The organism is Amylolactobacillus amylophilus DSM 20533 = JCM 1125 (assembly GCF_001936335.1).
Taxonomy (GTDB): Bacteria; Bacillota; Bacilli; order Lactobacillales; family Lactobacillaceae; genus Amylolactobacillus; species Amylolactobacillus amylophilus.
Genome location: NZ_CP018888.1, coordinates 732,633 through 758,314 on the forward strand (window position 1 = coordinate 732,633; position 25,682 = coordinate 758,314).

The following is a 25,682-nucleotide window of genomic DNA, read 5'->3' on the forward strand; positions in this document are numbered from 1 at the left end:
ATACGTAGAAAGGATGAATGGGTAGTGGGTAACAATGAGTGTAAATTAAATAAGGCACAAAAAAGGATGCTTAAGGATAAAGAAATATATAATCATTTCAATTTAGAAAATATTTCCAGTTCCATCAAAACGGAGCTAAACAAGATAGTGCATGACATCGATGACTAATACTTTAACACCAAACAGAAAGGGGCTATGAATATATAGGGTCTATACTAGATAATGGACCCTATTTATTGAAATGGGAGAGTAATTTTTTCAAAGAAAAGGGGGTAAAAACTATGATTAAAAAAGGCATTACAAGAGTAATAATAAAAGTAATGAATTCTTGGAGTTCAATTTTTTCAACGTTACCAGGGTAACTTTTGGGAATCGGAATTAAAAAGTCGAGGAAGATTGGTAAATATACAATGCTATTAACTATTACAACACTACTTATTCCGATTACGTAATGAACCATAGAAAAAGTTAGGACTTGATTGTGTCTGAAGTATTTTTTTTGAGCCTGCTGTACAGTTTTTTTCCTAGTTACAATGTCATGCCTTGCAGCGTTGAATAGGAGTGAAAAGCCTATTAATGCAACAATTATTAATATAAAGCCGAATGAATTGGTAACTCCAACTTCTGAAGTGAAATTTAGAAAAAAAGGGCCCAAATATTTGGAGATGAACCAACTAGATAAAATTGAAATAATAATTGTAAGAATGTTTTTAAAATAGCCATTTTCAATGATAGTATCATTTATATGGTCACATAAATATAAAAAATCAATTGTTATGAGAAAAAAAACAACTAATATTACGATTAACCATGAGTACAAGGCTGATTTAGCACCTCTTTCTATTTTTTAGATAAAAGTAAAGGTTCTGTTGCAAAGTTTTAAATAAAGAATAAAATCCCTTACGGTATCTATGATTTAAGCTGGGATTCCCAATAATACCTTGATTTCAGTACAGACCGAAAACCCGAAGAGAGTGCCTTCTTTTCGGGTTTTCTTATATAATCCTCGAATGGCTTCCATGCCTTTAATCGTGGTAGAGGCAGTGCGTAAACTTCGATAGAATTTATTGCGTCTCTTTACTGGACGATGGTCTTGTTCAATCAAATTATTCAGGTATTTAATGGTACGATGTTCTGTCCCTTGATAAAAGCCGTATTCTTTTAGTTTCTTAAAGGCACTTGTAATAGAGGGGGCTTTATCTGTGACTACAACCTTCGGTTCATCAAACTGCTTCACTAACCGCTTAAGAAAAGCATAGGCTGCTTGTGTGTCCCGTTTTTTACGTAACCAAATATCCAAGGTTAAACCATCTGCATCGATGGCTCGATACAAATAATGCCATTTTCCTTTAATTTTGATGTACGTTTCATCCATTTTCCATGAATAAAAGGATTTTTTATTTTTCTTTTTCCAAATTTGATAGAGTAGTTTGCCATATTCTTGCACCCAACGATAAATCGTCGTATGAGAAACGTTAATGTCACGATCATATAAGATTTCTTGAACTTCACGATAGCTAAGGTTATAACGAAGATAGTAGCCCACGGCTACAATAATCACATCCTGCTGAAATTGCTTTCCTTTAAAATGATTCATCGTCATTCCTCCTGCTATCTTTTTCTATTATTCTACCTTATTTGATAGTAGATTTAAAACTTTGCAACAGAACCGCCACAGGTTCAGTTGAAATAATCTCTTTCCAATTCTCTGGCAAACTTTCAGGATAAACAACAATCCACCAGTTACGACCTCGCTTATAAGGCTGTTTAGTTTTTGGATTTAAATTCTTTCTAGGCAATGTCCAATCTGTTCTATTTTCATTTTCCATATTTTTCTACACCTTCCTAGTTACTCTACTAGGAAAACAAGGGAAAATTTGATAAACTTGAGTTGCGAAATCAAAGAAAACCAAATCTTGCGAGCCCTTGCTATCTTCCTAGCAGGGCTTTTTTTATTTAAAAATAGTCCCCTTATCATCAGCTTGATTAATTAAAAATGTAACCAAACCTGATTTAGTCATTCCATATTTTTGTGCCATTTTTTCTAGTTTGTCATTCGATTCAACAGGTAAAGATAAAGTCACTTTTTTCTTCTCAACTTCAACCACAAAATACACCTCAATTCTCTTCAAAATCTCTTTTACACTGTAATTATATTATACATACGACAGGAATACAAGATTTTACAAAAAACTTTTTTTCACCTCGAAATAGGTGCTTAAAACGTTCATATAAAGGTATTTACAAGACATTTAATCTTTTTATCTATTTGGACAATGGACAATGGACACATGGGGGGTGTCGTAGTGCCCCCATGAGTTGGTCGATTTTTTCAAAATCTCCCCCCAGTTTGCTTCCCAATTCCTAAAAACTAATAAAACCGCGGGCGTTGCCCACACCCACAAACGCAATGCGTTTGATCATGCCTCTGAAAAGTAGCTAAACATTCACACCTGTTGGCTTTCCGTCGTCTATGCAAAAGCTAAATGACAACAAAAAAAGCTGCAAGGGTAAATGCACTCACTACGTTCGCCCTTGCTGCTTTTTCTATTGCCATTTTTAACGCTTATGCCGACGAAAAGACCAAACAGGTATAAATATACTCGAATTGATTTAAAACGCCTTAAAACGCAAATATGAGCTTCTAACGACTTAATTCATCTCTATCTCGTGTTCGAGTTTCATTTCTATGAATTTTTTCAAACTCTCCACCTTTTACAAACTCTTTAATTTCGCTCACAAGGTTATTCATGAGCTTTTTAGCTTGTCCAACAGTTGCACCAAGGGTATTTTCCATAAACTGATTAAAACCTCTGTAAATGCCCTTAATTTCGTTTTTAAGCGATTTATTCTCTTTCTCCAACGAATCAATTTTCTCTAAATTATTATTAAATCTATCTGCCAAATCATTGTAATCACGCACTACCTCTTTGTATTTGCCTTTTACGTAATCAATTCTTTTTGGTAAATCTGTTTCTGCATATTTTTTTAGTTGCTCATTCGATTTATATAAATCTTCATAATAATTTATCTACATTCCCTTTAGTAACGTGTAACTTTCCAAATTTACAAAAGCGACTCATAGAATTATTTCCTCCCGTTAAATAATAGATAACTATTAAAAATAGACAATACTTGCTCATAAGTAACGGTACTTAAATTGTTTACTTTGGCGTGTTTCATTGCTTGATGAAACTGATTTTTAGTAAACAGTTGACGATATTCTCGATTGACCCATTTTGAAACAAAGTACGTATATAGCTTCCAATATTTATCTGGAACATCTGTGGTATGGCGGGTAAGTTTTATTAAGACACTGTTTACTTTTGGTTTAGGATGAAAGCATTCCGCTGGCAGCTTAAGCAATTGCTGAATCGAGACTTGAGTGTGCAAGAGCAACCCTAGTGTTCGGTGAATATCCAAGGTACGCTTGTAGAATCCTTCTTCAACAATCAGATAGATGTCAGACGCATGGCTTTCAAAAACCACTTTTTTAATAATTTGTGTGCTTAAATGGTAAGGAATATTCCCAACAATTTTATACCTCTGTTTGTTAGGGAATTGAAACTGTAGAATATCTTGGTGAATTAAAGTGACACGAATGTTCAGTTTTAATTTTTCTGACGATAAGTTGAATAGATGACTGTCTAATTCAATAGACGTTACCTGTTTACTTATTTTAGCCAGTTTCGTCGTTAAATGCCCTTTACCTGTTCCAATTTCGTAAACGGTATCGGTTTCTTTTAAATTCAATTGTTTTATTATTTGGTTGAGTACTTTTTCACTCGTTAAAAAGTTTTGAGAATATTTTATATTTTTGTTCATGTAATCACTCCTGAAGTGATTACATCTGTAAATAAATACAGAAGTTAAATGATTTGTTTGTAATTTTAGTTATCTGTTTAAAAAGTCATAAGATTAGTCACTGGTAGGAATTAATCTAACGTATTTATTTATCTGCGTAATCACTGTTTTTAGTCTGTTTCAAAACAGTAGATGTTTTATCTACATTACGCATTTTGAATACCAACATGACGAATCCCTCCTTCTTAATTACAAATTTTTAGCATCTAATTTAACTTCAATTCCTATTATACAAAATTTTAAGATAATGCACTATCAACACACTCTTAAGTTTGCTTCTAAGTCTTATTTCCATAACTTTAGGGTTAACCATACGCAAGACCAATCACTCTCGGACAATACTCATGATTTTAATGATAAAATCCATGTTAAACCCATAGATAAGAAATACACCTGCAATAACCGTTACCTGTTTGTGCCAATTTAAAAATGCACCACTTTTTTATAATTAAAACGGTTGAAAACTGTACCACTAATAACTCACAATAGAGAGATGTCACCGTCAAGTTAAATGTACAAAATAACAGCGAAATTTTTAAATCTATTTCTTATCGATACAAATTCCTCGTAGGCGCTCGGGACCCCTAATAGTATCAAGATAAGAAGAAAAGGGTATTTTGCTCCGCAAAAACCCTTTTAAAAACCGTGGGCTTCCGCCCACCCCTGACAAACGCAATGCGTTTGATCATGCCTCTGAAAAGTAGCTTTATCACGTAATTACTTTTCGTCGCTCAGCAAAAGCTAAATGCCTAAAATAAAAAGACAAGGGTAAACGTTGCTCACGTTGTTCGCCCTTGTCTTTATTATTTATAGCCATTTTAAACGCTTATGCCGACGAAAAGTAATAATCACGTGTAAATATACTCGAATTGATTTAAAACGTCTTAGAACGCAAATATGAGCTTCTAACGACTTAATTCATCTCTATCTCGTGTTTGAGTTTCATTTCTATGAATTTTTTCAAATTCTCCACCTTTTACAAATTCTTTTACTTTGTCTAAAACGCCACTAACAAGCGTTTTAACCTGTTCAGTTGTAACTTGCTTAGAATCTTTAAAGTACTCTTTAAACCCTTTGTAAATGCCCTTAATTTCGTTTTTAAGCGATTTATTCTCTTTCTCCAACGAATCAATTTTCTCTAGATTATTATTATATCTATCTGCTAAATCGTTGAAATCACGCACTACTTCCTTGTATTTTTCTTTTACATAGTCAATCCGCTTAGGTAAATCAGTTTCCGCATATTTCTTTAGTTTCTCATTCGATTTATATAAATCTTCATAGCCTTGTATTAAGGCATTTAATTTATCTTCAGGGATAATCACATTTCCTGTTTTTCGTTCTTCATTTTTCGTAAATTCATGTCGCAACTTACCAATACCAATGGTTTCGCCACTTGGTACTTTGACCGTTTTCGTTTCGTCTTTTAAATCTAAACTTTCTTTCTTGATTGTTGGTGTTTTATCGTTCGATAACGCTAAAACTTCTGACTTCCGCTGTTCCAGCGTGGTAGTCAGCTCTTTTAATTCATCCTTTGCCTTTTTATATTCAGGCACTGTTAAATTTTTACGCTCTGACCCTTTTTCGCCACGTTCAAGCTCAAAACCACGCTCATTTAAATACTTTGGCAATTCGTCTTGTACCGCTTGTAAGGCTTGACGATTAAAAACAGTCTTTGCTGATAGCTTGTGTTCGTCATTAAACGGCACAATTCCTAAGTGCATATGCGGTGTCGTTTCGTCTAAGTGAACTTGAGCATAGCGGATATTCTCATCACCAAATTTTTCTGAAAAATATGATTTAGCAACTTCAAAATAATCTTTAATTTCTTTACTATCTTTATCTTTAAAAAATTGGTTGTCAGAAGTTATGATCCATTCGTTTATTAATACAGCATCTTTTCTGACAGCACGACTACTTGATTTGTTGTCGTTAATAAATTGCTCAATATCTCGTTTATAATTTTCTGTCCGATTGACCAAATCATAATTTAAATGTGACCGTTCAACATCAATATCTTTGTTGGAATGATTGTCTGTATTTCTCTGATTATGATTACCTACCCCAACTAAATTTCCTGATTTTACCTTCTGCATTCTCGCCACTACAAATGACATATAAACACTCCTAACTTCGGGACAGCTTCCATGTAAAGTATAACCCACTATACTTTACTTCGTAAAGGTGGGCTCGCCTAGGGGTCTTGCAGACGGCTTATTCGGCTCTTTTGAGCCGAGTATCAGCGCACCCTTATGGTGCAATTAGCTGATACAAAAAACAAAGAGTTGGCTCATGTAATCCAACTCTTAAAACACAAAAAAATAACCCCCTTGGCTTTTCAGCAGGGGGCATATTTTTTATTTAATTCCTCACTCTTTATAAACTTGGTTTTCTTTTTGCCAATTCGATTTTATGTACTCTTTTATAAAAAGAGTATTCCTCTCTGTTAGCAATTCGAACCAACCAGCAGGAGCTCGGTCAGACATACAATAATCAGCAAAATCTTTTAAATGCATAATATTGTTATCCGAAATAAAACCAAGCATTTCTTTTAACGCTTGTCTTTTATCACCAGTAGATAACGCTAAACAACTTTCAAGGTCAAATCCACCAAACACTTGTATTTCTGTATTATCGTATTGATACTTTTCAGGATTATCCATATGCGTTAAATATCTAACAGCACCAGTTAAACCACTTATTCTTTCAGGAATCGGTGCCCTTAAAGCTCTTGCCATTTCGTCCATTTGTTCAAATGATTTATTGCCCTTGTAATTAAAAACTATATGATAATGCGGCTTTTTCTTTGTTCCGTCTGCATTAACATCTTTATCATGTAATGGACTAATTGCCACAGGGGTTCTGTTGCAAAGTTTTAAATAAAGAATAAAATCCCTTACGGTATCTATGATTTAAGCTGGGATTCCCAATAATACCTTGATTTCAGTACAGACCGAAAACCCGAAGAGAGTGCCTTCTTTTCGGGTTTTCTTATATAATCCTCGAATGGCTTCCATGCCTTTAATCGTGGTAGAGGCAGTGCGTAAACTTCGATAGAATTTATTGCGTCTCTTTACTGGACGATGGTCTTGTTCAATCAAATTATTCAGGTATTTAATGGTACGATGTTCTGTCCCTTGATAAAAGCCGTATTCTTTTAGTTTCTTAAAGGCACTTGTAATAGAGGGGGCTTTATCTGTGACTACAACCTTCGGTTCATCAAACTGCTTCACTAACCGCTTAAGAAAAGCATAGGCTGCTTGTGTGTCCCGTTTTTTACGTAACCAAATATCCAAGGTTAAACCATCTGCATCGATGGCTCGATACAAATAATGCCATTTTCCTTTAATTTTGATGTACGTTTCATCCATTTTCCATGAATAAAAGGATTTTTTATTTTTCTTTTTCCAAATTTGATAGAGTAGTTTGCCATATTCTTGCACCCAACGATAAATCGTCGTATGAGAAACGTTAATGTCACGATCATATAAGATTTCTTGAACTTCACGATAGCTAAGGTTATAACGAAGATAGTAGCCCACGGCTACAATAATCACATCCTGCTGAAATTGCTTTCCTTTAAAATGATTCATCGTCATTCCTCCTGCTATCTTTTTCTATTATTCTACCTTATTTGATAGTAGATTTAAAACTTTGCAACAGAACCTACAGTCGTTGGTCCTCGTGGGCATAGTAAGGCAGTTTTATTAACTTTAATCGATCGAAAATCACGGTTCCTTTGGGCATACCGGTTAAAAGATCGGACGACAGCGACTGTTAATGAAGCACTAACTAAGTTCCTAACCACTTTTAATGATCCGGTGCACAGCTTTACTGTGGACCGTGGCACTGAGTTTAGTGGGCTAGTATCACTTGAATCACAATATGGTATTAAGACCTATTACTGCCATGCTTATACTCCAGCTGAACGTGGTAGTAATGAACGCTTTAATCGTAATTTACGTTATTTTTATCCTAAAGGGACTCGTTTTGAGCACATTAGTGCTCAAGATTTAACGACGACGTTACTCCAAATTAACCAGCGACCGCTTAAAATACTCGACTGGCAAACACCGTATCAGGTTATGCTGACAAATTTATCCAAAAATTCGGATTAAATTTGCAATCTACCGTTTAACATTTTTTGATGCCGAGCGTAACAGCCAGGCTGTCAATTGGCACTGTTCAATTGTGTTTTGACCGTCGAACCCATGCCCACTGAACCACGAACATCATTATCAGAACGACGGCAATTGCACCGATTGCAGCTGGTATCACGGTCATTCCGGCTAACTCAGACCCCATCGGCACCAGCACACCTTCACCAATGAGTGCCCCAAGGACGCCAGCAATAATGTGACCGATCCAACCCCGCGATTGACTGGGGCTCATGATAGCACCTGCAAAATCACCAACCGCCGCGCCAACAATCATTACCCATAACCAATGCATGCTGTCATCCCTTTTTAGCGGCGGTGTTTGAACTGCCGCACTTCTCGAAACACAGTCAATCCTAATTGCCCAATTGCAATCAATAGTGACAATTTACCCCAAAAACCAGGGGTCTGTCGTTTAATTTTAGCCATTACGGACACCTCCATCTTTTGATAGCGCTAACAAGCGCTACTTCAACAAATCCTTTTATGCCTAATCACAATTACTGCGGCTGAAGCGCCTGGGCAGCAACGGTTCCGATCACAATAAGTATCATCGCCCCGCTCACGACTGGCAACAACGTCATTCCAGCAACTGTTGGCCCGAACCATCCAAAAGACAGCTGGCCACCAAGTACACCGAATAAGCCTGCGATTAAATTAATTGTCGTTTGACGCCGACCATGTGCGCCTAACGCATTTGCAACGATACCTATTGTTAGTCCTAATATCGCAACACCTATCCATCCCATTGTTAACACGCTCCATCCCGATATTGTGTGATTAAAATTATCATAACTATAATATTTATATTGAGCAATCAAAATGCTCATTGACCCGACTAATTCAGTAATGATGCATATCATTTCCAGTCAAACTAGTGTTCAAGCTATACTGAGACTATAAAAAGCTTACTAAATAAGCGATGAATAAACTTAATTTTTTAATCAAGAGGCGATTGTCATGGCAACAACTTACGGCATTTTCTATAACGGACAAGCGGGTAATGGGCAAGCGGCAACCGTCGCCCATCAAACCGCGCAAGCGCTATCGAACCACGGCATTGAGTCTCGATTACTGACAACACCAGGAATCCCCCGGGCAATTGCGTTAATTAAGCAAACACTTCCTCAACTGTCAGCACTAATTGTTATTGGTGGAGATGGCACACTGAACGTTGCAATGACAGCCCTAATCCAAGCTGAAGCACATATTCGTATCGGTGTTATTCCCATGGGAACGGTTAATAATTTTGCAACCCGCTACCAGTTACCAACTGACCCCCAAGCGGCCATCGAACTAATTTGTACTCAGCCGGCGACCCAAGCAGTCGGCATGCTAGTTTGTAATCAACGCCGGGCAGTCGTGAGTTCACTGACATTCGGTAATTTGGCTGACATTTCCAATGAAGTTCGACAATCTGAGAAGCAGCGATTCGGTAAATTAAGCTATCTTTACCGTGCTATTCGCCATATTGGTCACAATAAGTCACTGCCAATTCGATATCAATTCAAACACGAAGGAAGCCACACCTTAAAAACATGGTTCTGTTTGATTACAACGACCAAATCAGTCGGTGGGCACGTCTATAGCGCGTCTGCTCCAGGAAAAATGCATATTAGTCTACTTAACAACATTGGCTGGCGGCAAGTAATTCCATATATTTGGTTCGCACTAACGGGGAACTTGCAAAACTCCAAGGCCATTACACAGCTAACGGCAACCAGTGCACGAATTACGAGTGCAACTGGTCAAGCCGTGACGACACGTATTGACGGCGACCCAGCGGTTAAACTGCCAATTGAATTGACCTATTTGACAGACCGCTTCGAATTGATCGTACCAACAGTCATCGAATAACGACGTATTTTTTATTAATATAATCAACATATTGGGCAGCGTCAAGAATCTTGTGTAAATGAAATGCCTTCGTACATATAATATGTATCTAACTTAAATAAATGATGCTTCCAAGGTATCCTGGAGTCCTTTGAACCCTCGGTGGATCCGCTTCAGAGACTTCTCGTTATAAACATTAAACTGAGAAACCAGGAAGCGATCCAGTGAATCTTCCGTTGGAAATTGTTCTTTGTGGTGGGTGGTGCGCTTGAGATGCTTATTAAAGTTCTCAATCAGGTTAGTGGAGTATAGTGATTGCCGGATAGCTGGTGGAAAGTCCATGAAAGTGAGTAAATTCGGCATTTTAAGCAGATCTTTGATTAATTTGGGATAGGTCTGATGCCAGTTGTTGGCGAACTCATTCAGTTTCAGTTCGGCTGCTTCACGGTTGGCGGCCCGATGAACTTGTTTAAAGTCACTGATCACGGCCTTGCGGTCTTTTACGCGAACTTTGTTCATCAGATTCCGCCCAACATGAACCAGGCAACGTTGTCGTTTGGCTTTAGGAAAATGCCGATTCAAGCCTTCATCCAAACCAACTAACCCATCGGCCACAAACAACAGCACATCTTTAACGCCCTGCTTGATCAAGGTTCCCAGCAGTTCAGTCCAGATTCCAGTCGATTCCGTTGGCGCCACTTGGTAGTTCAGCACTTCTTTCGTACCATCTGGACGAATGCCAATCGCAATATGAACGGCTTCTTTTTGAACGGTATCCCGCTTTAACGGCAAGTAAGTGGCATCTAAGAAGATGGTCGCATATTGTGAAGCCAGTCGACGTTGCTGGAAAGCTTGAACCTGTTCATTGATGGCTTTAGTCATGTTGGAAACCGTGGCTTTGGAGTAGTGAGCACCGTACATTTTCTCAATGAGTTCGGCAATTTCAGCAGTGGTAATTCCCTTGGTATACAACTGAATGACCGTTGTTTCTAAATTATCACTGTGCCGACCGTAGGCTGGCAAGGTATGATTTTCAAACCGGCCATTGCGATCTCGAGGAATGGTTAAGTTAAGTTGGCCGTACTTCATATCAAACGAGCTCTCATAACTGCCGTTGCGGTTATTACCAGTGTTAATCCCAGCGTATGAGTAGCGTTCGTAACCCAAAAACTCTGCCAATTCGGTTTGAAGCAGCTGGTTAATCGCAATTTCGAGGTGGTGACGAAAAACTTCGTCCAAATCTTGCTTTTGGGCTAGTGCAGCGATAATTTCTGTGGTAAGTTCATTCATGGGGAATGCCTCCTGTGATGTTTTCTGTGGTTACTAAATATCATAAGGGAAGGCATTCCCTATTTCTATACAATTCAGAAATCTTTTATGCATTTACACAAGATATTTTACGCTCTCCAAGTTTCATCTGGGCATGATAAAGTTCTTCACGCAAGCGAATATTCTCTTGAATTAGTCTCTCTTTTTCGGTAGGACTGAGCTTGTCCTGTTTGTTTTTATGGGATTTTTTGGTCACGGTGGGTTTTCTTCCTTTCCGTTGGCGTCTCAATCCACTTGCCCCGTCTTCTTCAAATCTCTTATTCCAAGAACAGACTTGTGACGGACTAATATTAAACTTAGCTGCAACAATATGTACACCAACATCATGAGTTCGATAATAGTCTACCACAGCTAGTTTTTCGTCCGGAGAATATGATTTGTATTGATGTGTTACTCGTAGTGATTCAAAGCCTTGCGCCTTTGCCTTGGCTGTCCATACACGAATGTTAGAAAGAGATTTAATGCCATACATTTGTGCTAGCGTTGAATATGAATACTTACCTGATAAGTATTGTTTTGCCACCTCAATTTTTAAATCAGTTGAATATTTAGTCATAGAAAATACCCCATAATTGTTAGATTATTTGTCTAACAATTATGGGGCACTTCAAAAACGGCCTTTTAGCCGTTTTTTATTTTGCCAATTATAATTGAGTATTAAAAAGCAAAATGGTATTATGAAAATGGTTACATTTAATATATTAAGTTGAGGGTTTTGCTTGATGACAAATTTCATTTATTCATTACGATACACAATTGATCCACGAACCAATACACCAGAGAAAGACGAAAAGTTCATTAATTTCGTTAAAGACGCCAAGATTGACAACGTCGCCTTTTTCATTAATCCAGAGGAACTAAACGCCAGTCATCTGACTCAGACGGAAACACAGGCCTGGCTCGACGCAATTATTCCTTTGCAGGAACGACTTGCACAGCTGGGCGTCACAACCAGCCTTAATCCTTGGACGACCATCATGCATTCCGATCGGGGCCAAACAGTAAATCCAGAAATTGGTTTCGATACCCTAGTAGACATTAATGGTAGAAAGGCTACTTCAATGGGCTGCCCTGCAGATCCACGCTGGCGAGATTATTTAGCTGCACGCTATGCCCAATATGCCACACTCCACCCAAAAGAACTCTGGCTGGAGGATGATTTCCGGCATTACAACCACACCCCACTTAAACTTGCTTGCTTCTGCGACCGTCACATGAAAATCTATCAGGAGAAACTAGGTCTCCTAATTTCACGTGCAGCTTTCGTTAAGGAGGTCTTACAATCGGGGCAGCCAACAGAGGCTCGTCACGTCTATCTTGCAACTGCACGGCAAGAGATGATTGACACTGTTAGTCAAATTGAGCAGGCAGTTCATGCGGTTTCACGTGAAACAAACCTTGCTCTCATGACTAGTTTTCCCAATTGGCATGCAATGGAAGGCCGTGACTGGCTCACTCTATTCGACAATTTGGTTGGTGCTGGTCATCCACGTGTTGCTCGGCCGCACCTTCCAGCATACAATGAAATTTCACCATTAAAATATGGACGAGTTTTTGAAGAATACACCAGAATTACCGCTGCCTACCTAGGCGATGAAGCTGTGCTTTATCCAGAATTAGAGAACTATATGTATTCAGGTTTCGTCAAGTCCGTTAAGTTCACACAATTTCAAATAGAAACTACTGCGTTAGTTGGTGCGCGTGGAATATTATTGAATCTATTTGACATGATCGGCAACGGAATTAATGAATCCTATGGTTATGCCAAAATGCTGGCAAGAATCAAACCATTTATTGAGAAAATATCTGAGCATCGGTTGAAAATGCAGCAGATTCGCGGAATCAAGATTCTCGTAAATCAGGATTCCGGATTCACAATACAGACAGATAAAGGAATAGATCCTACAGAACTCCTCCCACACGAGCAAAACTGGACTGCCCTACTCAGCACATTTGGTTTCTCTACTACGGTAATTCCAACGAGTGCTAAGACAAAATTTAAAAACCAAGTACTTGCAATAAGTGGCCAACTTTTACGAAATTTCGCTAACGATGCAATCGTTGATATCATCAGAAATAACATCGTCTTACTAGATGGTGAATCAATTCAGGTAATCATCGATCGCGGGCTTGGGGCAGAGCTACTTCATCTACGCTCAAGTGAATGGCACAATGTCCGCACGGGATTTCAGTCGTTTGAGCAAGCAGATAATAAGTCGATTGAGGGAGTTAAAAATCCCCGCATCACCATGCTTCAACATACAGGTGACTATCTACAGCTCGAATACCAACCCAAGGCAGACGTAGATATCTGGACTTCTGCATATAATTCAACCGATCAGAGTCTGGGTAGTGTAATGGCCGTTATCGACAAGCACATTATAGTTATGCCAATGAATCAAGATTTAAAGTACGGTTGGGAATCACAATATGTTGGCTATAAACAAGGGCTGTACCAGCAAATTTTAACAGGAATCACAAGCGTGGACTACCTGGTGAATATGCCTAATGTAAAACTAAACGTTAATTCTACCGGTAATATTATATGGATTAGTAACTTCACCATCGATGACTATGATCAGATAATCTGGCATCCGGCGACGAAGGTTCTCCAGACAAACGCAAAAATTATAAAACGATCAGGAAATTATTTTGAAGAAAAAGAAATTAATTTAATTCACGACGGAAGTCTAATCAAAATTAATGAGCCAATTAATGGGTTGGAGACAATCCAAATAATAATTTAGCGTCCAAATTAAACAAACTTCTATAATCAGAAGTTTGTTTTTTATTAACTGCTATTTTCCATTTTTTTCGTTTATAAGCTATAATCAACGGTATGAATGGGGGTAACGGAATATGGCTAACTTTCTCGATTATTTACGCTGGCGCGGTGATCTCTCCTTTACAGTGAATCCACTAAATGAAGTTGATGCAGCAATTTTAGCAACAATATCGTACTTACCAATTGAACAATACTTGAAATACCGTAGTTCAATCAAACTAGGAGATATTGCGAAATTGCTATTAAATAATCGACAATTAATCCAGACCTTGGATCAGCAAACGCAACTGACACTTCAATTGATTATCTACAGTCCCCGTTTTGCAGATATCAATGTGATCGACTATATGTCGAAATCCCGTCAAAATCCAGCAATGCAATTCACGGCGGTTACATTTAGAATTCGCCCACACCAACTGATTATTAGCTACCGCGGAACCGATCACACAATGATTGGTTGGAGTGAGGATATGACGATGAGCTATTCAAATAAGATTGAAGGGCAACAAGTTGCGGCAAAATACCTGGCGGAACAGACAGCCCAGCACCCACACTCGAAATTTATCCTTACAGGACACTCAAAAGGCGGAAACTTTGCCATCTACGCTGGCGCCTACACGCCGCCATCCGTCCAAAGTCAGATTAAACAAATCTATAATTTCGATGGACCTGGCTTTGTGCAAGAAATAATGGCTACCCCAGGATTTCAAGCAATTATCGAAAAAGTAAGGTCTTTTGTACCCCAAGGGTCCATCTTTGGTTTGATGCTCAATCACTCGGAACCTTTGAATATTATTAAATCGGACAAAAAAATACTATTACAACACAATCCCGTCACCTGGAATGTTGTACGTAATAGTTTCGTTAAAGTTGATAAGTTAAAGACCAGCAGTAATATCATTGACCAAGCAATCAAAGATTGGCTAGAAGATGTTCCGCCAGATCAGCGCGAAGCACTGTGGTCCTCGTTATTCGATGCTTTTGCCGAGATTAACATTACGCAAGTTGATCAACTGATGCGCAATAAATTTATTGGCGCGCTTCAACTAAGTAAAGCTTATCTGGCGCTTAATCCCGCCACCAGGCTGGTGGCCCATAAAATTATCGATGAATTGGTCCAGAATATTCGTAGGAATATTCCGAATGTTTCACCATTCAACAATAAGACTGATTAAGTAGCCGGCATTAGTATGGCTCATGTGTTGTATCCATGTTAGAGAATCTGTTGTGCGATTTAGTAAAAATTAAGTTTGCTGTTCCGCGTGCGCCGGAACGGTTTTTTTCTAGGATTACTTCAACAATTCCCGTATCTGGATCTTCATTAGGTGCAGCTCCCGGATTATCCGAGTTCTCCTCACCTTCACTACGATAATAATCATCCCGGTACAAGAACGCCACAATATCGGCATCCTGTTCGATAGAGCCAGATTCACGGATATCGGACAAGACTGGTCTCTTATCCTGTCGTTGTTCAACTCCCCGAGAAAGTTGGGAGAGCGCAATTACTGGTACATGGAGCTCTTTTGCTAATTTCTTCAACTGTCGCGAAATATCCGATACCTCTTGCTGCCGATTCTCACGGTGATTACCCTCGATCAATTGCAGATAATCAATGACCACGAGACCAAGATTGCCTTTTTCTTTAGCCAAACGACGAGTTTTAGCACGGATCTCTGACATTTTGATGCCCGGTGTATCATCGATAAAAATATTTGTTTTGTCAAGCGAACCAGCAGCAACAACGAGATTACGCCACTCCTCCTCGCTCAACTGCCCAGTTCTGAGATGAGTTGAATCAATCAATCCTTCGGCACATAACATTCTCTGGACAAGTTGTTCCGCACCCATCTCGAGACTAAAAATTGCAATTGTTTTCTCGGTTTGAATACCAACAAATTGGCAGATATTGAGCGCAAAAGCAGTCTTACCAACACCAGGACGTGCAGCCAGGATAATTAACTCATCTTCATGAAACCCAGTTGTCAACTTGTCCAGTGCCTGATAGCCCGTTGCGAGACCAGTAATCATGTTTCCGTCAGCAGGTATCATACTCAAATCATTAATCGTACTATCCAACACATTATGAATTGGCTTAAAGCTGGATTGATTGTTATCCTGTGCAACATTTAAAATGCTTCGCTCGGCATCATCCAAAATCGTGGTAATATCAGAATTTTCTTCAAGTACATTGGTAATGATATTCTGCGATGTAGCAATTAAGTTACGCATCAACGATTTTCTTTTAACTATTTTTGCGTAGAAAACCACGTTGGCAGCCGTTGGAATCATTTGTGCCAGGTCAATGATATAAGAGATTCCGCCGATATCTTCTAACTGATTGTTGCGTTTCAACTCGTCTTGAATAGTAATGGCGTCTATTTCAACATCATTTGCATTTAAGTTCAGCATGGCTGCGAAAATTATCTGGTGTGCTCGTTGATAGAAGTCCTCGGGTACCAACTCCTCGGCAGCTTCGATTAGGGAATCAGGCCGCAGAAAAATAGCACCTAAAACTGATTTCTCTGCTTCAATATCTCGTGGAACATTTGAATTAACAATATTATCCATTTTTTAAACCTACTAAAATTAAAAACTACGCATTATTGCGCAGTAATGTGAACTCTGATTTTTGCTTCTACACCTGGAAATAGCTTGACTGGCACATTTGTGTATCCTAGTGTTCGAATCGGCTCCGGTAAATTGAGCTTCCGCTTATCAATTTTAACATCGAATTGTTGTTGCAATGCTTCAGTAATTTGCTTACTTGGCACGGAACCGAACAGCCTAGTATCTTCGCCAGCCTTTGACTTAATTTGAACCACTGTCTTATCGTCTTCCAGGAAGGACTTCAATTTAATCGCTTCTTGTTTCTCTTCTTCATACGCTTTTTGCTCAGCCTTTTGTTTGCCGGCAAGCTCTCTCTTTGCCTGAACTGTGGCCTCTTTAGCATAGCCGTTTTTAATTAAGAAATTATTTGCATAACCATCGGGCACGTTCTTAACTTCACCGCGTTTTCCTTTGCCACGTAGGTCTTTAATAAAAATTACTTCCATCTTGTTTCCTCCTCAGTTACTCTTCTTCATCTTCTGTATAGTTAATTGAAGCGAGTAATTTTGATCTCGCCTGGTCAACTGTGACGAACTTAAGCTGTGTAGCAGCATTTGATAAATGTCCCCCACCACCCAAGCGTTCCATAATTACCTGAACATTGATTTTGCCAAGGGAACGAGCCGATATACCAATAGTCTCCTTATTGCGATGCGTGATGACAAATGAAGCATCAATATGCTCAAGTGACAACGCCGTATCTGCAGCCTGAGCCGCAATAATTGGGTCGTAACTTTTGTCCTCCTCACCAACCAAAAGTGCAATATTTGGCTGAATCATTTCGATACTCGAAATAAGGTGATTTCGCTGGATAAAGCTATTTAGATCTTCCTTCAATAGCGACTGCACAATAGCATTATCTGCACCAACTGAACGTAGATAACTCGCAGCATCAAATGTTCTGGTACCCGTTCTCAAAGAGAACGCCTTGGTATCAACCGTAATACCGGCCAGCATTGCTGACGCTTCAAGCTTAGTCAAGCTACTGTTACCCTTTGGCTGATATTCAAGCATTTCGGTCACCAGCTCACAGGTTGACGAAGCGTACGGCTCAATGTAAACCAAAATCGGGTTCTCTGGAAATTCTTCGCCACGCCGATGATGATCGATAATCACAACCCTGTTTTGTAGTCTATCATAGAGATCCTTATTGTAAGTAATACTTTGTTTCGAGTGGTCCACCATTACAAGTAGTGACTTGTCAGTAGCTAGGTCTAGAACCTGATTAGAATTAATGAATACCTTTTGTTCGTCCTTATCGCTAGCATGAATCCCGTCAATCAGCCGCTTAACATCATAATTAACTTGGTCCTGATTCAAGACGACGTGCGCGTCCTTCTTATTCATCTTAGCAATCTGGGTAATTCCGAGGGCTGCACCAATAGAATCTAAGTCTGGTGACTTATGGCCGACAACAAACACATGGTCTACATCTTTAAAAAGTTCTTGAAGAGCCTGACTAACCATTCTAGCACGCACACGAGTCCGCTTTTCCATTGGATTGGACTTGCCCCCGTAGAAACGTGCATCCTTATCGTGCTCTTTAACAACAACCTGATCACCACCACAACCAAGGGCCAAGTCAAGATTTCGTTGGGCTTGTGTAGCTAATTCATTCAGGCTAGTCTCACCAAATGAGAAACCTGCAGAAAGTGTGACGGGATAGTTTTGTTTCGATGTATCATTACGAATTTTGTCCAAAATAGAGAAATTATCTTTCTCAACTTTTGCCAAATTCTGCGCGTGGGCCAGAATAATGAAATGATCATCATCTATCCGCTTTAAATACATCTCATACTGTTTTGCCCAATCGCTCAGTGTACCTGTAACGTACGAATTCATCGCACTTATTGCCTGGTCATCCATCGACTGTGAGAGTTCATCATAGTTATCTAGGAATATTTGACCGATAGCAATTCGCTCCGCATTATAGCGTTCCTCGATGAGTGCATAGCGTGTAACATCAAGAAGATATAGAACACCCAAATCCTCCTGCACACTCATCTCAAATTGGCGTTTACCCCAACGGACAACTTGATTTGCTGAAGTATTACTATGAAGCGCCTTGTCCATTAACTTCGCTAATTCATCATCAACGGACTCTATTTTTCTACCAATGACATCTTTATTGCTGAGATAGAGCTGCAGGTAAGGATTTACCCATTGAACCTGATTATCCTCATCAAACAGCAAGATTCCAATTGGCATCTTGATCAATGCTTCCTGTTCACCGCGCTTAATCCGATAACTCAAGTTGGAGACGAAGTCCGTGGCATTCTGCGATAGAATATACGCCGCAAAGAAAATCGTGACCGCAATGAGGATAAATAGCAGTAACATAGCTATTCCGTACAACGGGCTAATGATAAATCCAATAATGGAGCCCACTAAAGAAAGTACCAGAATAGTAATTGTTGAAACAATCAATCTCGAATCTTTGATGAAAGATGGTAGTTCGATATTCTTAAAGAAATTCTTCAATTTATCCCATGTCCTTCTCTAAATAAAAACGCTGATACCAATACTGATTTTACCATACAATAGCATGTTAATTCAGATTAAAAAAAGACGGTCCCAGCCGTCAAAATGTTTCACGTGAATCAATTATTGCGCTATTTTTAAAATCGAGACCCTATCAGTCCCATCTACCTCAGATAGCTCGACCTGAATCTGTTCCGTCAAGGATGTGGGAATATTTTTGCCCACAAAATCTGCTCGAATAGGCAGCTCTCTGTGACCGCGATCCACTAGGACAGCGAGACTAATCTTCTTTGGCCGGCCAAGATCCATCAAGGCATCAAGTGCTGCACGAATGGTTCTTCCTGTGAAGATGACATCATCAACCAGAATAACATGTTTATCGGTAATTGTGCTTTTAATACTGCTGCCATTCACGTCGGGCAAGCGGTGATTGTCGGGCACATGCACATCATCCCGATAAAGCTTGATATCGAGCTCACCCACGGGGACGCTCACTGATTCCAGCTCACTGATTCGTTGCGCGATTCTTCTAGCTAAGTAAATACCCCTGGTCTTAATCCCGACTAAGATAACATCATCAAGCACTTTGGTCTGTTCAATAATTTCATATGTAATTCTGGTAATGGTTCTCTTGATAGTTGATTCATCAATAATTTCTTTACCCATGTTGAGCTACTTCCTCGCTATTTTCAGCTTATACTCAGCAGAATATCTGGTTTTCAGCTAGTTGTCAATTATGGTAAAACAAAAACCCCCAACAATGTCAGGGGTTTTAACGACCATTAGTCTTCAGCGACGAATGGTAGCAATGCCATAATACGTGCACGTTTGATTGCAATTGTCAACTTACGTTGATTCTTTGCTGATGTGCCAGTAACACGACGTGGTAAAATTTTACCTCGTTCTGAGATAAAACGTTTCAACAAATCTGTGTCTTTATAATCGATGTATTCGATGTGGTTAGCAGCGATGAAGTCAACCTTACGGCGACGACGGCCACCGCCTCTTCTTTGTTGAGCCATGACTATCACATTCCTTTCTTAATTAAAATGGTAAATCATCATCCGAAATGTCAATCGTACTACCAGAATCTGCAAAAGGATCGATAGGTTTACTATCATCAGCCTTTGGTGCAGAATTTGTAGGAGTTTGACCTTGATTATTAAATCCGTTATTTCCAAATGATTGATTACTGTTACCGTTGAAGTTATTTTCACCACTTCGACGTGACTCAGTTTGAGATCGCGACTCAAGGAGTGAGAAGTTATCTACAACAACTTCAGTAACGTAAACTCTCTGACCCTCGTTGTTATCGTAAGAACGCGTTTGAATTCGTCCTTCAACACCAACTAATGAGCCTTTTCTGGTAAAGTTCGAGAAGTTCTCTGCGGACTTACGCCAGATAACACAGTTAACGAAATCTGCCTCTCTCTCACCTTGCGCATTCGTAAACTGTCTGTTTACTGCAAGAGTGAAGGTTGCGACAGAAACGCCGCTACCTGTAGTTCGTAAATCAGGATCACGTGTAAGACGACCAACAAGTACAACTCTATTAATCATACTTAATATCTCCTTTTCCCTAATTTACAATTAAGCTTCTAATTTGACGATCATTGAACGTAGAATTGATCCGTCAATCTTTGACAAACGATCAAATTCGTTCACGGCATCAGCGTTTTCTGAAGTAACAACTACGATATGGTATGTACCTTCGCGGAATTTGTTAATTTCATATGCAAAACGCTTCTTGCCCCAGTCTTTAGACTCAACTATTGTTGCACCTTGATCAGTTAAAACCTTATCAAAACGGTCGATCAAAGTTTTCTTACTTTCTTCATCAAGATCTGGCTTGATGATATATGTAATTTCGTACTTAGTTTCTGCCATGACTAGACACCTCCTTTTGGACTATTGGCTCTATTAGAAGAGCAAGGAGTAAACTACAATTGCTTGCAGGACGATATAAAAAACCGCCTAATTACTCACAGTGCATAATTCTAACACACCTAATAAAAAAAAACCATAACTTTTACACGCGATCCGAGCTAATGCTCATTATAAACTACGCAAAAGTATGGTTATTCCTTTTTTAAAATTAAATATTCTCAGAATCATCCGATTCAGAAACAGATTCATCTGTTGTGGTAGCAGTATCTTCCACGGTAGTATCAAGCGAATCAGCCACTTCCACCTCTGCTTCTTCATCGTCTTCTGGTACCTTGGTCATTCCGGCAACCTTAGTGCCATCATCCACTCTAATTAGTCTAACACCGAGTGTTGCACGTCCTGTTTGAGAAACGTTTGCCACCTTGAAACGAATCAGCACGCCGGCATCGGTAATCAACATCAAGTCTTCCGTCCCGTCAACAATTGTAATTCCAGCCAACGGACCATTCTTTTCGGTGATATTTGCTGTCTTAATTCCTTTTCCGCCCCGACCCTTAACTGGATACTCGGAACTTGGTGTACGTTTCCCATAACCGTTTTCAGAGATTACAAGCACCTCTGAGTCAGGCCGTAATACTTCTGAACCAACCACGTAATCATTATCACGTAACCGAATACCACGTACACCAGAAGCCGTGCGACCCATCGAACGAATATCGGTTTCTTTAAACGTAACGGCGTAGCCGTGATGTGTCCCAATAAAGATAATCTGATTACCATCAGTCGGAATAACATTACTTAGTTCATCGTCCTCTTTAAGGGTTAAGGCGCGTAGGCCACTCTTTCTGATGTTTGTGAACTCAGCAACCTCTGTTCGTTTAACGGTACCCAATTTCGTCACGAAGAACAGGTATTTATCAGTATTCGTATCAGAAATATTGATTACCGCCTGAACCTGCTCACCCTTCTCTACGTTCAATAGATTGATGATTGGAATTCCTTTGGCAGAACGACCAAATTCCGGAATTTCATAGGCCTTCTTACTGTAAACCTTACCTGTGTTGGTAAAGAAGAGTAAGTAGTCATGTGTAGAACTGAAGATTAGATGCTCGATGAAATCTTCATCATGGACACCCATTCCCTGAATACCACGGCCACCTCGGTTCTGGACTTTGAACTCATCCACAGGAAGTCGCTTGATGTAGCCGTTATGAGTCAACGTAAGCAGCACATCTTCGCGCTCAATTAGGTCCTCATCCTCGATGCTCAGCACTTCTCCGACACGTAATTCAGTTCTTCTGTCATCGCCAAATTTACTTTGAATTTCAAGCAATTCATCATAAATGATTTTGTCGACACGCTCTGTATGTGCCAGGATATCTTTAAAATCGGTAATTTGCTCAATCAGCGCATTATACTCATTCTCAATCTTGTCACGTTCTAGTCCGGTTAAACGAACCAAACGCATATCAAGAATGGCCTGTGATTGCTTGTCTGACAGCTGATAATTCGTAATCAACTGTTCCTTTGCCACTTCAGCCGTCTTAGAGCTTCTGATAATGCGAATAATTTCGTCAATATGGTCCAGCGCAATTCGCAAACCTTCAAGAATGTGTGCTCGAGCCTCAGCCTTCGCTAATTCGAACCTTGTTCTCCTTGTGATTACCTCTTCTTGATGTTTGAGGTAGTATTGTAGGATTTCTTTCAGGCTCAAGAACTTTGGTGCACCATCAACGATAGCCACCATGTTGAAGCCAAAGTTGGTCTGTAACTGTGTTTCCTTGAAGAGATTATTCAAAACAACGTTAGCACTGGCATCACGGCGGATATCGATTACAATACGCATTCCCTGTCGATCAGATTCATCGTTTAAATCGACGATTCCGTCAAGACGCTTATCACGTGCCAAGTCAGCAATTTTCTCAACCAAACGTGCTTTATTGACCATGTAAGGTAGTTCGGTAACGATAATCCGTTCTCGACCATTCTTCTCAACCTGAACTTCAGTTTTAGCACGCAAGGTAATCGTACCCTTGCCAGTCTCGTAAGCTCTCCTAATACCGGACTTACCCATGACAATACCACCAGTCGGGAAATCTGGTCCGGGAAGGACTTCCATCAATTCAGCCAAACTAGCATCAGGATTATCCATCATGATGTGGATAGCACTGATTACCTCGACAAGATTATGTGGGGGAATATTGGTGGTCATTCCGACCGCAATTCCAGTTGCGCCATTAACCAAGAGGTTCGGGAACCTGGCTGGCAAAACAGCGGGTTCCTTTTCAGATCCGTCATAATTATCGACGTAATCAATCGTATCTTTGTTAATATCACGGAGCATTTCAACCGCAATTTTACTCATCCGGGCTTCGGTATAACGCATGGCTGCAGCACCATCACCGTCAACTGAGCCAAAGTTACCGTGGCCATCCACCAGCATATTACGGTAGCTAAATGGCTGTGCCATCCGCACCATAGCTTCATAGATGGCAGAATCACCATGTGGGTGATACTTACCCATCACATCACCGACAATTCTGGCCGACTTCTTGTATGGCTTGTCTGGCGTAATTCCTAATTCATTCATTCCGTACAAAATACGTCTTTGCACGGGTTTCAATCCATCGCGAACATCTGGCAGAGCCCGGGCGACAATAACACTCATGGCATAGTCAAGAAAGGAAGTTCGCATCGTCTCAGACAGATTAACGTTCTCTATCCGACGATCATTTAGATTATCCATTAACTCACCTCATTAAACATCGATATTTTCAACAAATTTCGCATTCTGTTCAATAAATTCACGCCGTGGTTCCACTTGATCCCCCATCAGCATTGAGAATACTTCGTCAGCTTCAATCGCATCTGTGGGGTCAACTCTATCTAATCGCCTGTGTTCAGGATTCATAGTTGTTTCCCACAGCTGTTCGGCATCCATTTCTCCAAGACCCTTATACCGTTGAATAACGGGTTTAGGACTTGGTTGCAAAGTTCCGAGGAAACTGTCTAGTTCTTCATCAGAATCGATATACTTAATTAATTTACCCTGCCTTACTTGATACAGAGGTGGCTTAGCGATATAGACGTATCCTGCTTCAATCATTGGCCGCATGTAGCGGTAGAATAACGTAAGCAAGAGCGTTCTAATATGCGCACCATCGACATCGGCATCGGTCATGATAATTAATTTATGATATCTTGCTTTAGAGACATCAAAATCCGAACCAAAACCAGTGCCCAAGGCAGTGAACAACGTCCTAATTTCTTCGTTAGCCAGAATTTTCTCCATGCTGGCTTTCTCAACATTCAAGATCTTACCCCTGATTGGGAGAATAGCTTGCGTCAAACGTGAGCGTCCTTGTTTGGCTGAACCACCGGCAGAGTCACCCTCAACGATGAATAATTCAGAAATTTCAGGATCTTTACTTGAGTTATCAGCCAGCTTACCTGGTAAATTACTAATCTCCAGGCCAGATTTCTTTCTGGTAACCTCACGTGCGCGTTTTGCTGCAGCACGAACACGAGCAGCAAGTTGCCCCTTTTCGACGATTTGCCGCGCCACTGTAGGATTTTCCATCAGGAATTTCATGAAAATATCAGAGAAGGTCCGATCAGTTGCGGTCCTAGCGTCTGAATTGCCGAGCTTAGTCTTTGTTTGTCCCTCAAACTGGGGATCCGGATGCTTGATTGAGACAACAGCAGTTAAACCTTCACGAATATCGTCACCGGAAAGCTTCTCATCGTTTTCCTTTAGGATGCCGCTCTTCTTAGCATAATCATTAATAACACGCGTCAAAGCAGCTTTAAAGCCAGCTTCATGAGTACCACCCTCATACGTGTGAATGTTATTAGCAAATGTCATCAGTTCGGAATGATAGCCAGTCGTGTATTGTAGTGCTACTTCGACATTAATCCCTTCGAATGAACCCTCTACATAGATGGGTTCCTCAAAAAGTGGTTCCTTGTTCTTGTTCAGGAAGCTAACATAACTCTGAATACCACCCTCATAGTGATACTCAACCTTTTCGGCCGTATCAGCACGTTTATCCGTAAATGTTAACTTAAGGCCTTTGTTAAGGAATGCTAATTCTCTAATTCTGGTCTTCAAAACTTTATCGTCAAAGATTGTCGTCTCGGTAAAAATATCAGGATCTGGGAGGAAGTGCACAAGCGTGCCATGCTCCGTTTCCGGCGCATCGCCTACGACCTTCATCTCAGTCCGCACTCTGCCGTGTTCGAAATCAATGTAGTATTTCTTGCCATCATGCGTCACAGTTGCGTCTAGTTCAACAGAGAGTGCATTAACTACAGAAGCACCTACACCATGTAGTCCACCGGAAACTTTATATCCGCCACCGCCAAACTTACCACCGGCATGCAAAATAGTGAAAACTGTCTCGAGAGCAGGCCGACCAGTCTTTTTCTGGATACCAACAGGAATACCACGTCCGTCATCACGAACGGTGACACTATTATCGGGCTCAATCTCGATGTTGATTTCGCTAGCAAAACCCGCGAGTGCTTCATCAATCCCATTATCGATGATCTCCCATACTAAATGATGGAGACCTTGACTGCTCGTTGAGCCAATGTACATACCAGGACGCTTACGGACAGCTTCTAGCCCTTCGAGGACTTGAATTTGACTGGCATCATACTTATCTGCTTCTTTTTCAAACAGTTCAATATCATCGAGAACGTTTTTATTATTTTCTTCAGTCATATAAAACTCC

The 25,682-nt window shown here is 39.9% G+C and carries 25 protein-coding genes and 2 pseudogenes; 4 read left to right on the forward strand and 23 right to left on the reverse strand.

The genetic code is table 11. The features are described 5' to 3' along the window. Window positions 1–916 precede the first annotated feature (916 nt). The 10 genes and pseudogenes from LA20533_RS03990 to LA20533_RS04035 form a co-directional block, all read right to left on the reverse strand. Window positions 917–1,597, reverse strand: coding sequence for an IS6-like element IS1216 family transposase (locus LA20533_RS03990; RefSeq protein WP_002325565.1), 681 nt, complete (start codon window positions 1,595–1,597; stop codon window positions 917–919). 37 nt (window positions 1,598–1,634) lie between these two features. After that, entirely contained in the window at window positions 1,635–1,829 is a 195-nt protein-coding gene (locus tag LA20533_RS03995; RefSeq protein WP_056945824.1) for a Rep family protein, read from the reverse strand. Between the two features lie 123 nt (window positions 1,830–1,952). Beyond that, on the reverse strand, window positions 1,953–2,108 hold the full coding sequence (locus LA20533_RS04000; RefSeq protein WP_002328822.1) for a protein RepA: 156 nt from the start codon (window positions 2,106–2,108) through the stop codon (window positions 1,953–1,955). A gap of 536 nt (window positions 2,109–2,644) precedes the next feature. Then, window positions 2,645–2,923, reverse strand: a complete 279-nt coding sequence (locus LA20533_RS04005) for a hypothetical protein (RefSeq protein ID WP_013641315.1) — start codon at window positions 2,921–2,923, stop codon at window positions 2,645–2,647. A 164-nt stretch (window positions 2,924–3,087) separates the two neighbouring features. After that, window positions 3,088–3,825 (reverse strand): 23S rRNA (adenine(2058)-N(6))-methyltransferase Erm(B), encoded by a 738-nt coding sequence (erm(B), locus tag LA20533_RS04015; protein WP_001038790.1) that lies wholly within the window; start codon window positions 3,823–3,825, stop codon window positions 3,088–3,090. Window positions 3,826–3,949: 124 nt separating this feature from the next. Beyond that, window positions 3,950–4,033 (reverse strand): 23S rRNA methyltransferase attenuation leader peptide, encoded by an 84-nt coding sequence (locus LA20533_RS04020; protein ID WP_013641314.1) that lies wholly within the window; start codon window positions 4,031–4,033, stop codon window positions 3,950–3,952. A gap of 48 nt (window positions 4,034–4,081) precedes the next feature. Next, a pseudogene (locus tag LA20533_RS08965) lies at window positions 4,082–4,165 on the reverse strand (MLS leader peptide); the annotation flags it as partial. Window positions 4,166–4,769: 604 nt separating this feature from the next. Continuing rightward, window positions 4,770–5,981, reverse strand: coding sequence for a MobV family relaxase (mobV, locus tag LA20533_RS04025; protein WP_074412848.1), 1,212 nt, complete (start codon window positions 5,979–5,981; stop codon window positions 4,770–4,772). A 252-nt stretch (window positions 5,982–6,233) separates the two neighbouring features. Continuing rightward, window positions 6,234–6,719 carry a replication protein gene (locus LA20533_RS04030; protein ID WP_236693800.1) on the reverse strand — a complete coding sequence of 162 codons (486 nt, stop codon included), beginning with the start codon at window positions 6,717–6,719 and terminating at the stop codon, window positions 6,234–6,236. A 57-nt stretch (window positions 6,720–6,776) separates the two neighbouring features. Further along, on the reverse strand, window positions 6,777–7,457 hold the full coding sequence (locus LA20533_RS04035; RefSeq protein ID WP_002325565.1) for an IS6-like element IS1216 family transposase: 681 nt from the start codon (window positions 7,455–7,457) through the stop codon (window positions 6,777–6,779). Window positions 7,458–7,532: 75 nt separating this feature from the next. Here LA20533_RS04035 and LA20533_RS04040 point away from each other — a divergent pair. Further along, window positions 7,533–7,982 (forward strand): annotated as a pseudogene (locus LA20533_RS04040) (IS30-like element ISLpl1 family transposase); the annotation flags it as partial. 67 nt (window positions 7,983–8,049) lie between these two features. On the opposite strand, the gene LA20533_RS04045 reads toward LA20533_RS04040, so the two are convergent. Both LA20533_RS04045 and LA20533_RS04050 read right to left on the reverse strand, forming a co-directional pair. Beyond that, window positions 8,050–8,316, reverse strand: coding sequence for a GlsB/YeaQ/YmgE family stress response membrane protein (locus tag LA20533_RS04045; RefSeq protein ID WP_054746482.1), 267 nt, complete (start codon window positions 8,314–8,316; stop codon window positions 8,050–8,052). A 205-nt stretch (window positions 8,317–8,521) separates the two neighbouring features. After that, window positions 8,522–8,770 (reverse strand): hypothetical protein, encoded by a 249-nt coding sequence (locus tag LA20533_RS04050; RefSeq protein WP_054746483.1) that lies wholly within the window; start codon window positions 8,768–8,770, stop codon window positions 8,522–8,524. Between the two features lie 211 nt (window positions 8,771–8,981). Between LA20533_RS04050 and LA20533_RS04055 the strand changes: the two genes are divergently transcribed. Beyond that, window positions 8,982–9,878 (forward strand): diacylglycerol/lipid kinase family protein, encoded by an 897-nt coding sequence (locus LA20533_RS04055; protein ID WP_054746484.1) that lies wholly within the window; start codon window positions 8,982–8,984, stop codon window positions 9,876–9,878. 93 nt (window positions 9,879–9,971) lie between these two features. Here the strand turns inward: LA20533_RS04055 and LA20533_RS04060 are convergent, their stop codons facing one another. Together LA20533_RS04060 and LA20533_RS04065 are read right to left on the reverse strand one after the other, a co-directional pair. Beyond that, the gene (locus LA20533_RS04060) at window positions 9,972–11,147 is read right to left on the reverse strand and encodes an IS256 family transposase (protein WP_056946950.1); all 1,176 of its coding nucleotides are present in this window, start codon (window positions 11,145–11,147) and stop codon (window positions 9,972–9,974) included. A gap of 85 nt (window positions 11,148–11,232) precedes the next feature. After that, window positions 11,233–11,742, reverse strand: a complete 510-nt coding sequence (locus LA20533_RS04065; RefSeq protein ID WP_075362797.1) for a helix-turn-helix domain-containing protein — start codon at window positions 11,740–11,742, stop codon at window positions 11,233–11,235. A gap of 166 nt (window positions 11,743–11,908) precedes the next feature. Between LA20533_RS04065 and LA20533_RS04070 the strand changes: the two genes are divergently transcribed. Beyond that, complete coding sequence (locus tag LA20533_RS04070) at window positions 11,909–13,933, forward strand: hypothetical protein (protein WP_056945715.1); 2,025 nt, start codon at window positions 11,909–11,911, stop codon at window positions 13,931–13,933. 112 nt (window positions 13,934–14,045) lie between these two features. Further along, complete coding sequence (locus LA20533_RS04075) at window positions 14,046–15,146, forward strand: Mbeg1-like protein (RefSeq protein WP_056945716.1); 1,101 nt, start codon at window positions 14,046–14,048, stop codon at window positions 15,144–15,146. 10 nt (window positions 15,147–15,156) lie between these two features. Here LA20533_RS04075 and dnaB read toward each other — a convergent pair whose 3' ends face one another. From dnaB to gyrB, 9 genes are all read right to left on the reverse strand, one after another. Beyond that, window positions 15,157–16,539, reverse strand: a complete 1,383-nt coding sequence (dnaB, locus tag LA20533_RS04080; protein WP_056945718.1) for a replicative DNA helicase — start codon at window positions 16,537–16,539, stop codon at window positions 15,157–15,159. 32 nt (window positions 16,540–16,571) lie between these two features. Further along, window positions 16,572–17,024 (reverse strand): 50S ribosomal protein L9, encoded by a 453-nt coding sequence (gene rplI, locus LA20533_RS04085; protein ID WP_054746094.1) that lies wholly within the window; start codon window positions 17,022–17,024, stop codon window positions 16,572–16,574. Window positions 17,025–17,040: 16 nt separating this feature from the next. Further along, window positions 17,041–19,059, reverse strand: coding sequence for a DHH family phosphoesterase (locus LA20533_RS04090; protein ID WP_054746093.1), 2,019 nt, complete (start codon window positions 19,057–19,059; stop codon window positions 17,041–17,043). Window positions 19,060–19,182: 123 nt separating this feature from the next. Continuing rightward, window positions 19,183–19,725: a bifunctional pyr operon transcriptional regulator/uracil phosphoribosyltransferase PyrR gene (pyrR, locus tag LA20533_RS04095; protein WP_056945719.1), complete on the reverse strand. Its 543-nt coding sequence runs from the start codon at window positions 19,723–19,725 to the stop codon at window positions 19,183–19,185. A 116-nt stretch (window positions 19,726–19,841) separates the two neighbouring features. After that, window positions 19,842–20,081 (reverse strand): 30S ribosomal protein S18, encoded by a 240-nt coding sequence (rpsR, locus tag LA20533_RS04100; RefSeq protein ID WP_054746092.1) that lies wholly within the window; start codon window positions 20,079–20,081, stop codon window positions 19,842–19,844. A gap of 22 nt (window positions 20,082–20,103) precedes the next feature. Next, window positions 20,104–20,619, reverse strand: coding sequence for a single-stranded DNA-binding protein (gene ssb / locus LA20533_RS04105; protein ID WP_054746091.1), 516 nt, complete (start codon window positions 20,617–20,619; stop codon window positions 20,104–20,106). 30 nt (window positions 20,620–20,649) lie between these two features. Then, complete coding sequence (rpsF, locus tag LA20533_RS04110) at window positions 20,650–20,946, reverse strand: 30S ribosomal protein S6 (protein ID WP_054746090.1); 297 nt, start codon at window positions 20,944–20,946, stop codon at window positions 20,650–20,652. A gap of 208 nt (window positions 20,947–21,154) precedes the next feature. Then, on the reverse strand, window positions 21,155–23,692 hold the full coding sequence (gyrA, locus tag LA20533_RS04115; RefSeq protein ID WP_054746089.1) for a DNA gyrase subunit A: 2,538 nt from the start codon (window positions 23,690–23,692) through the stop codon (window positions 21,155–21,157). 12 nt (window positions 23,693–23,704) lie between these two features. Continuing rightward, window positions 23,705–25,672 (reverse strand): DNA topoisomerase (ATP-hydrolyzing) subunit B, encoded by a 1,968-nt coding sequence (gyrB, locus tag LA20533_RS04120; RefSeq protein ID WP_056945720.1) that lies wholly within the window; start codon window positions 25,670–25,672, stop codon window positions 23,705–23,707. Window positions 25,673–25,682 lie beyond the last annotated feature (10 nt).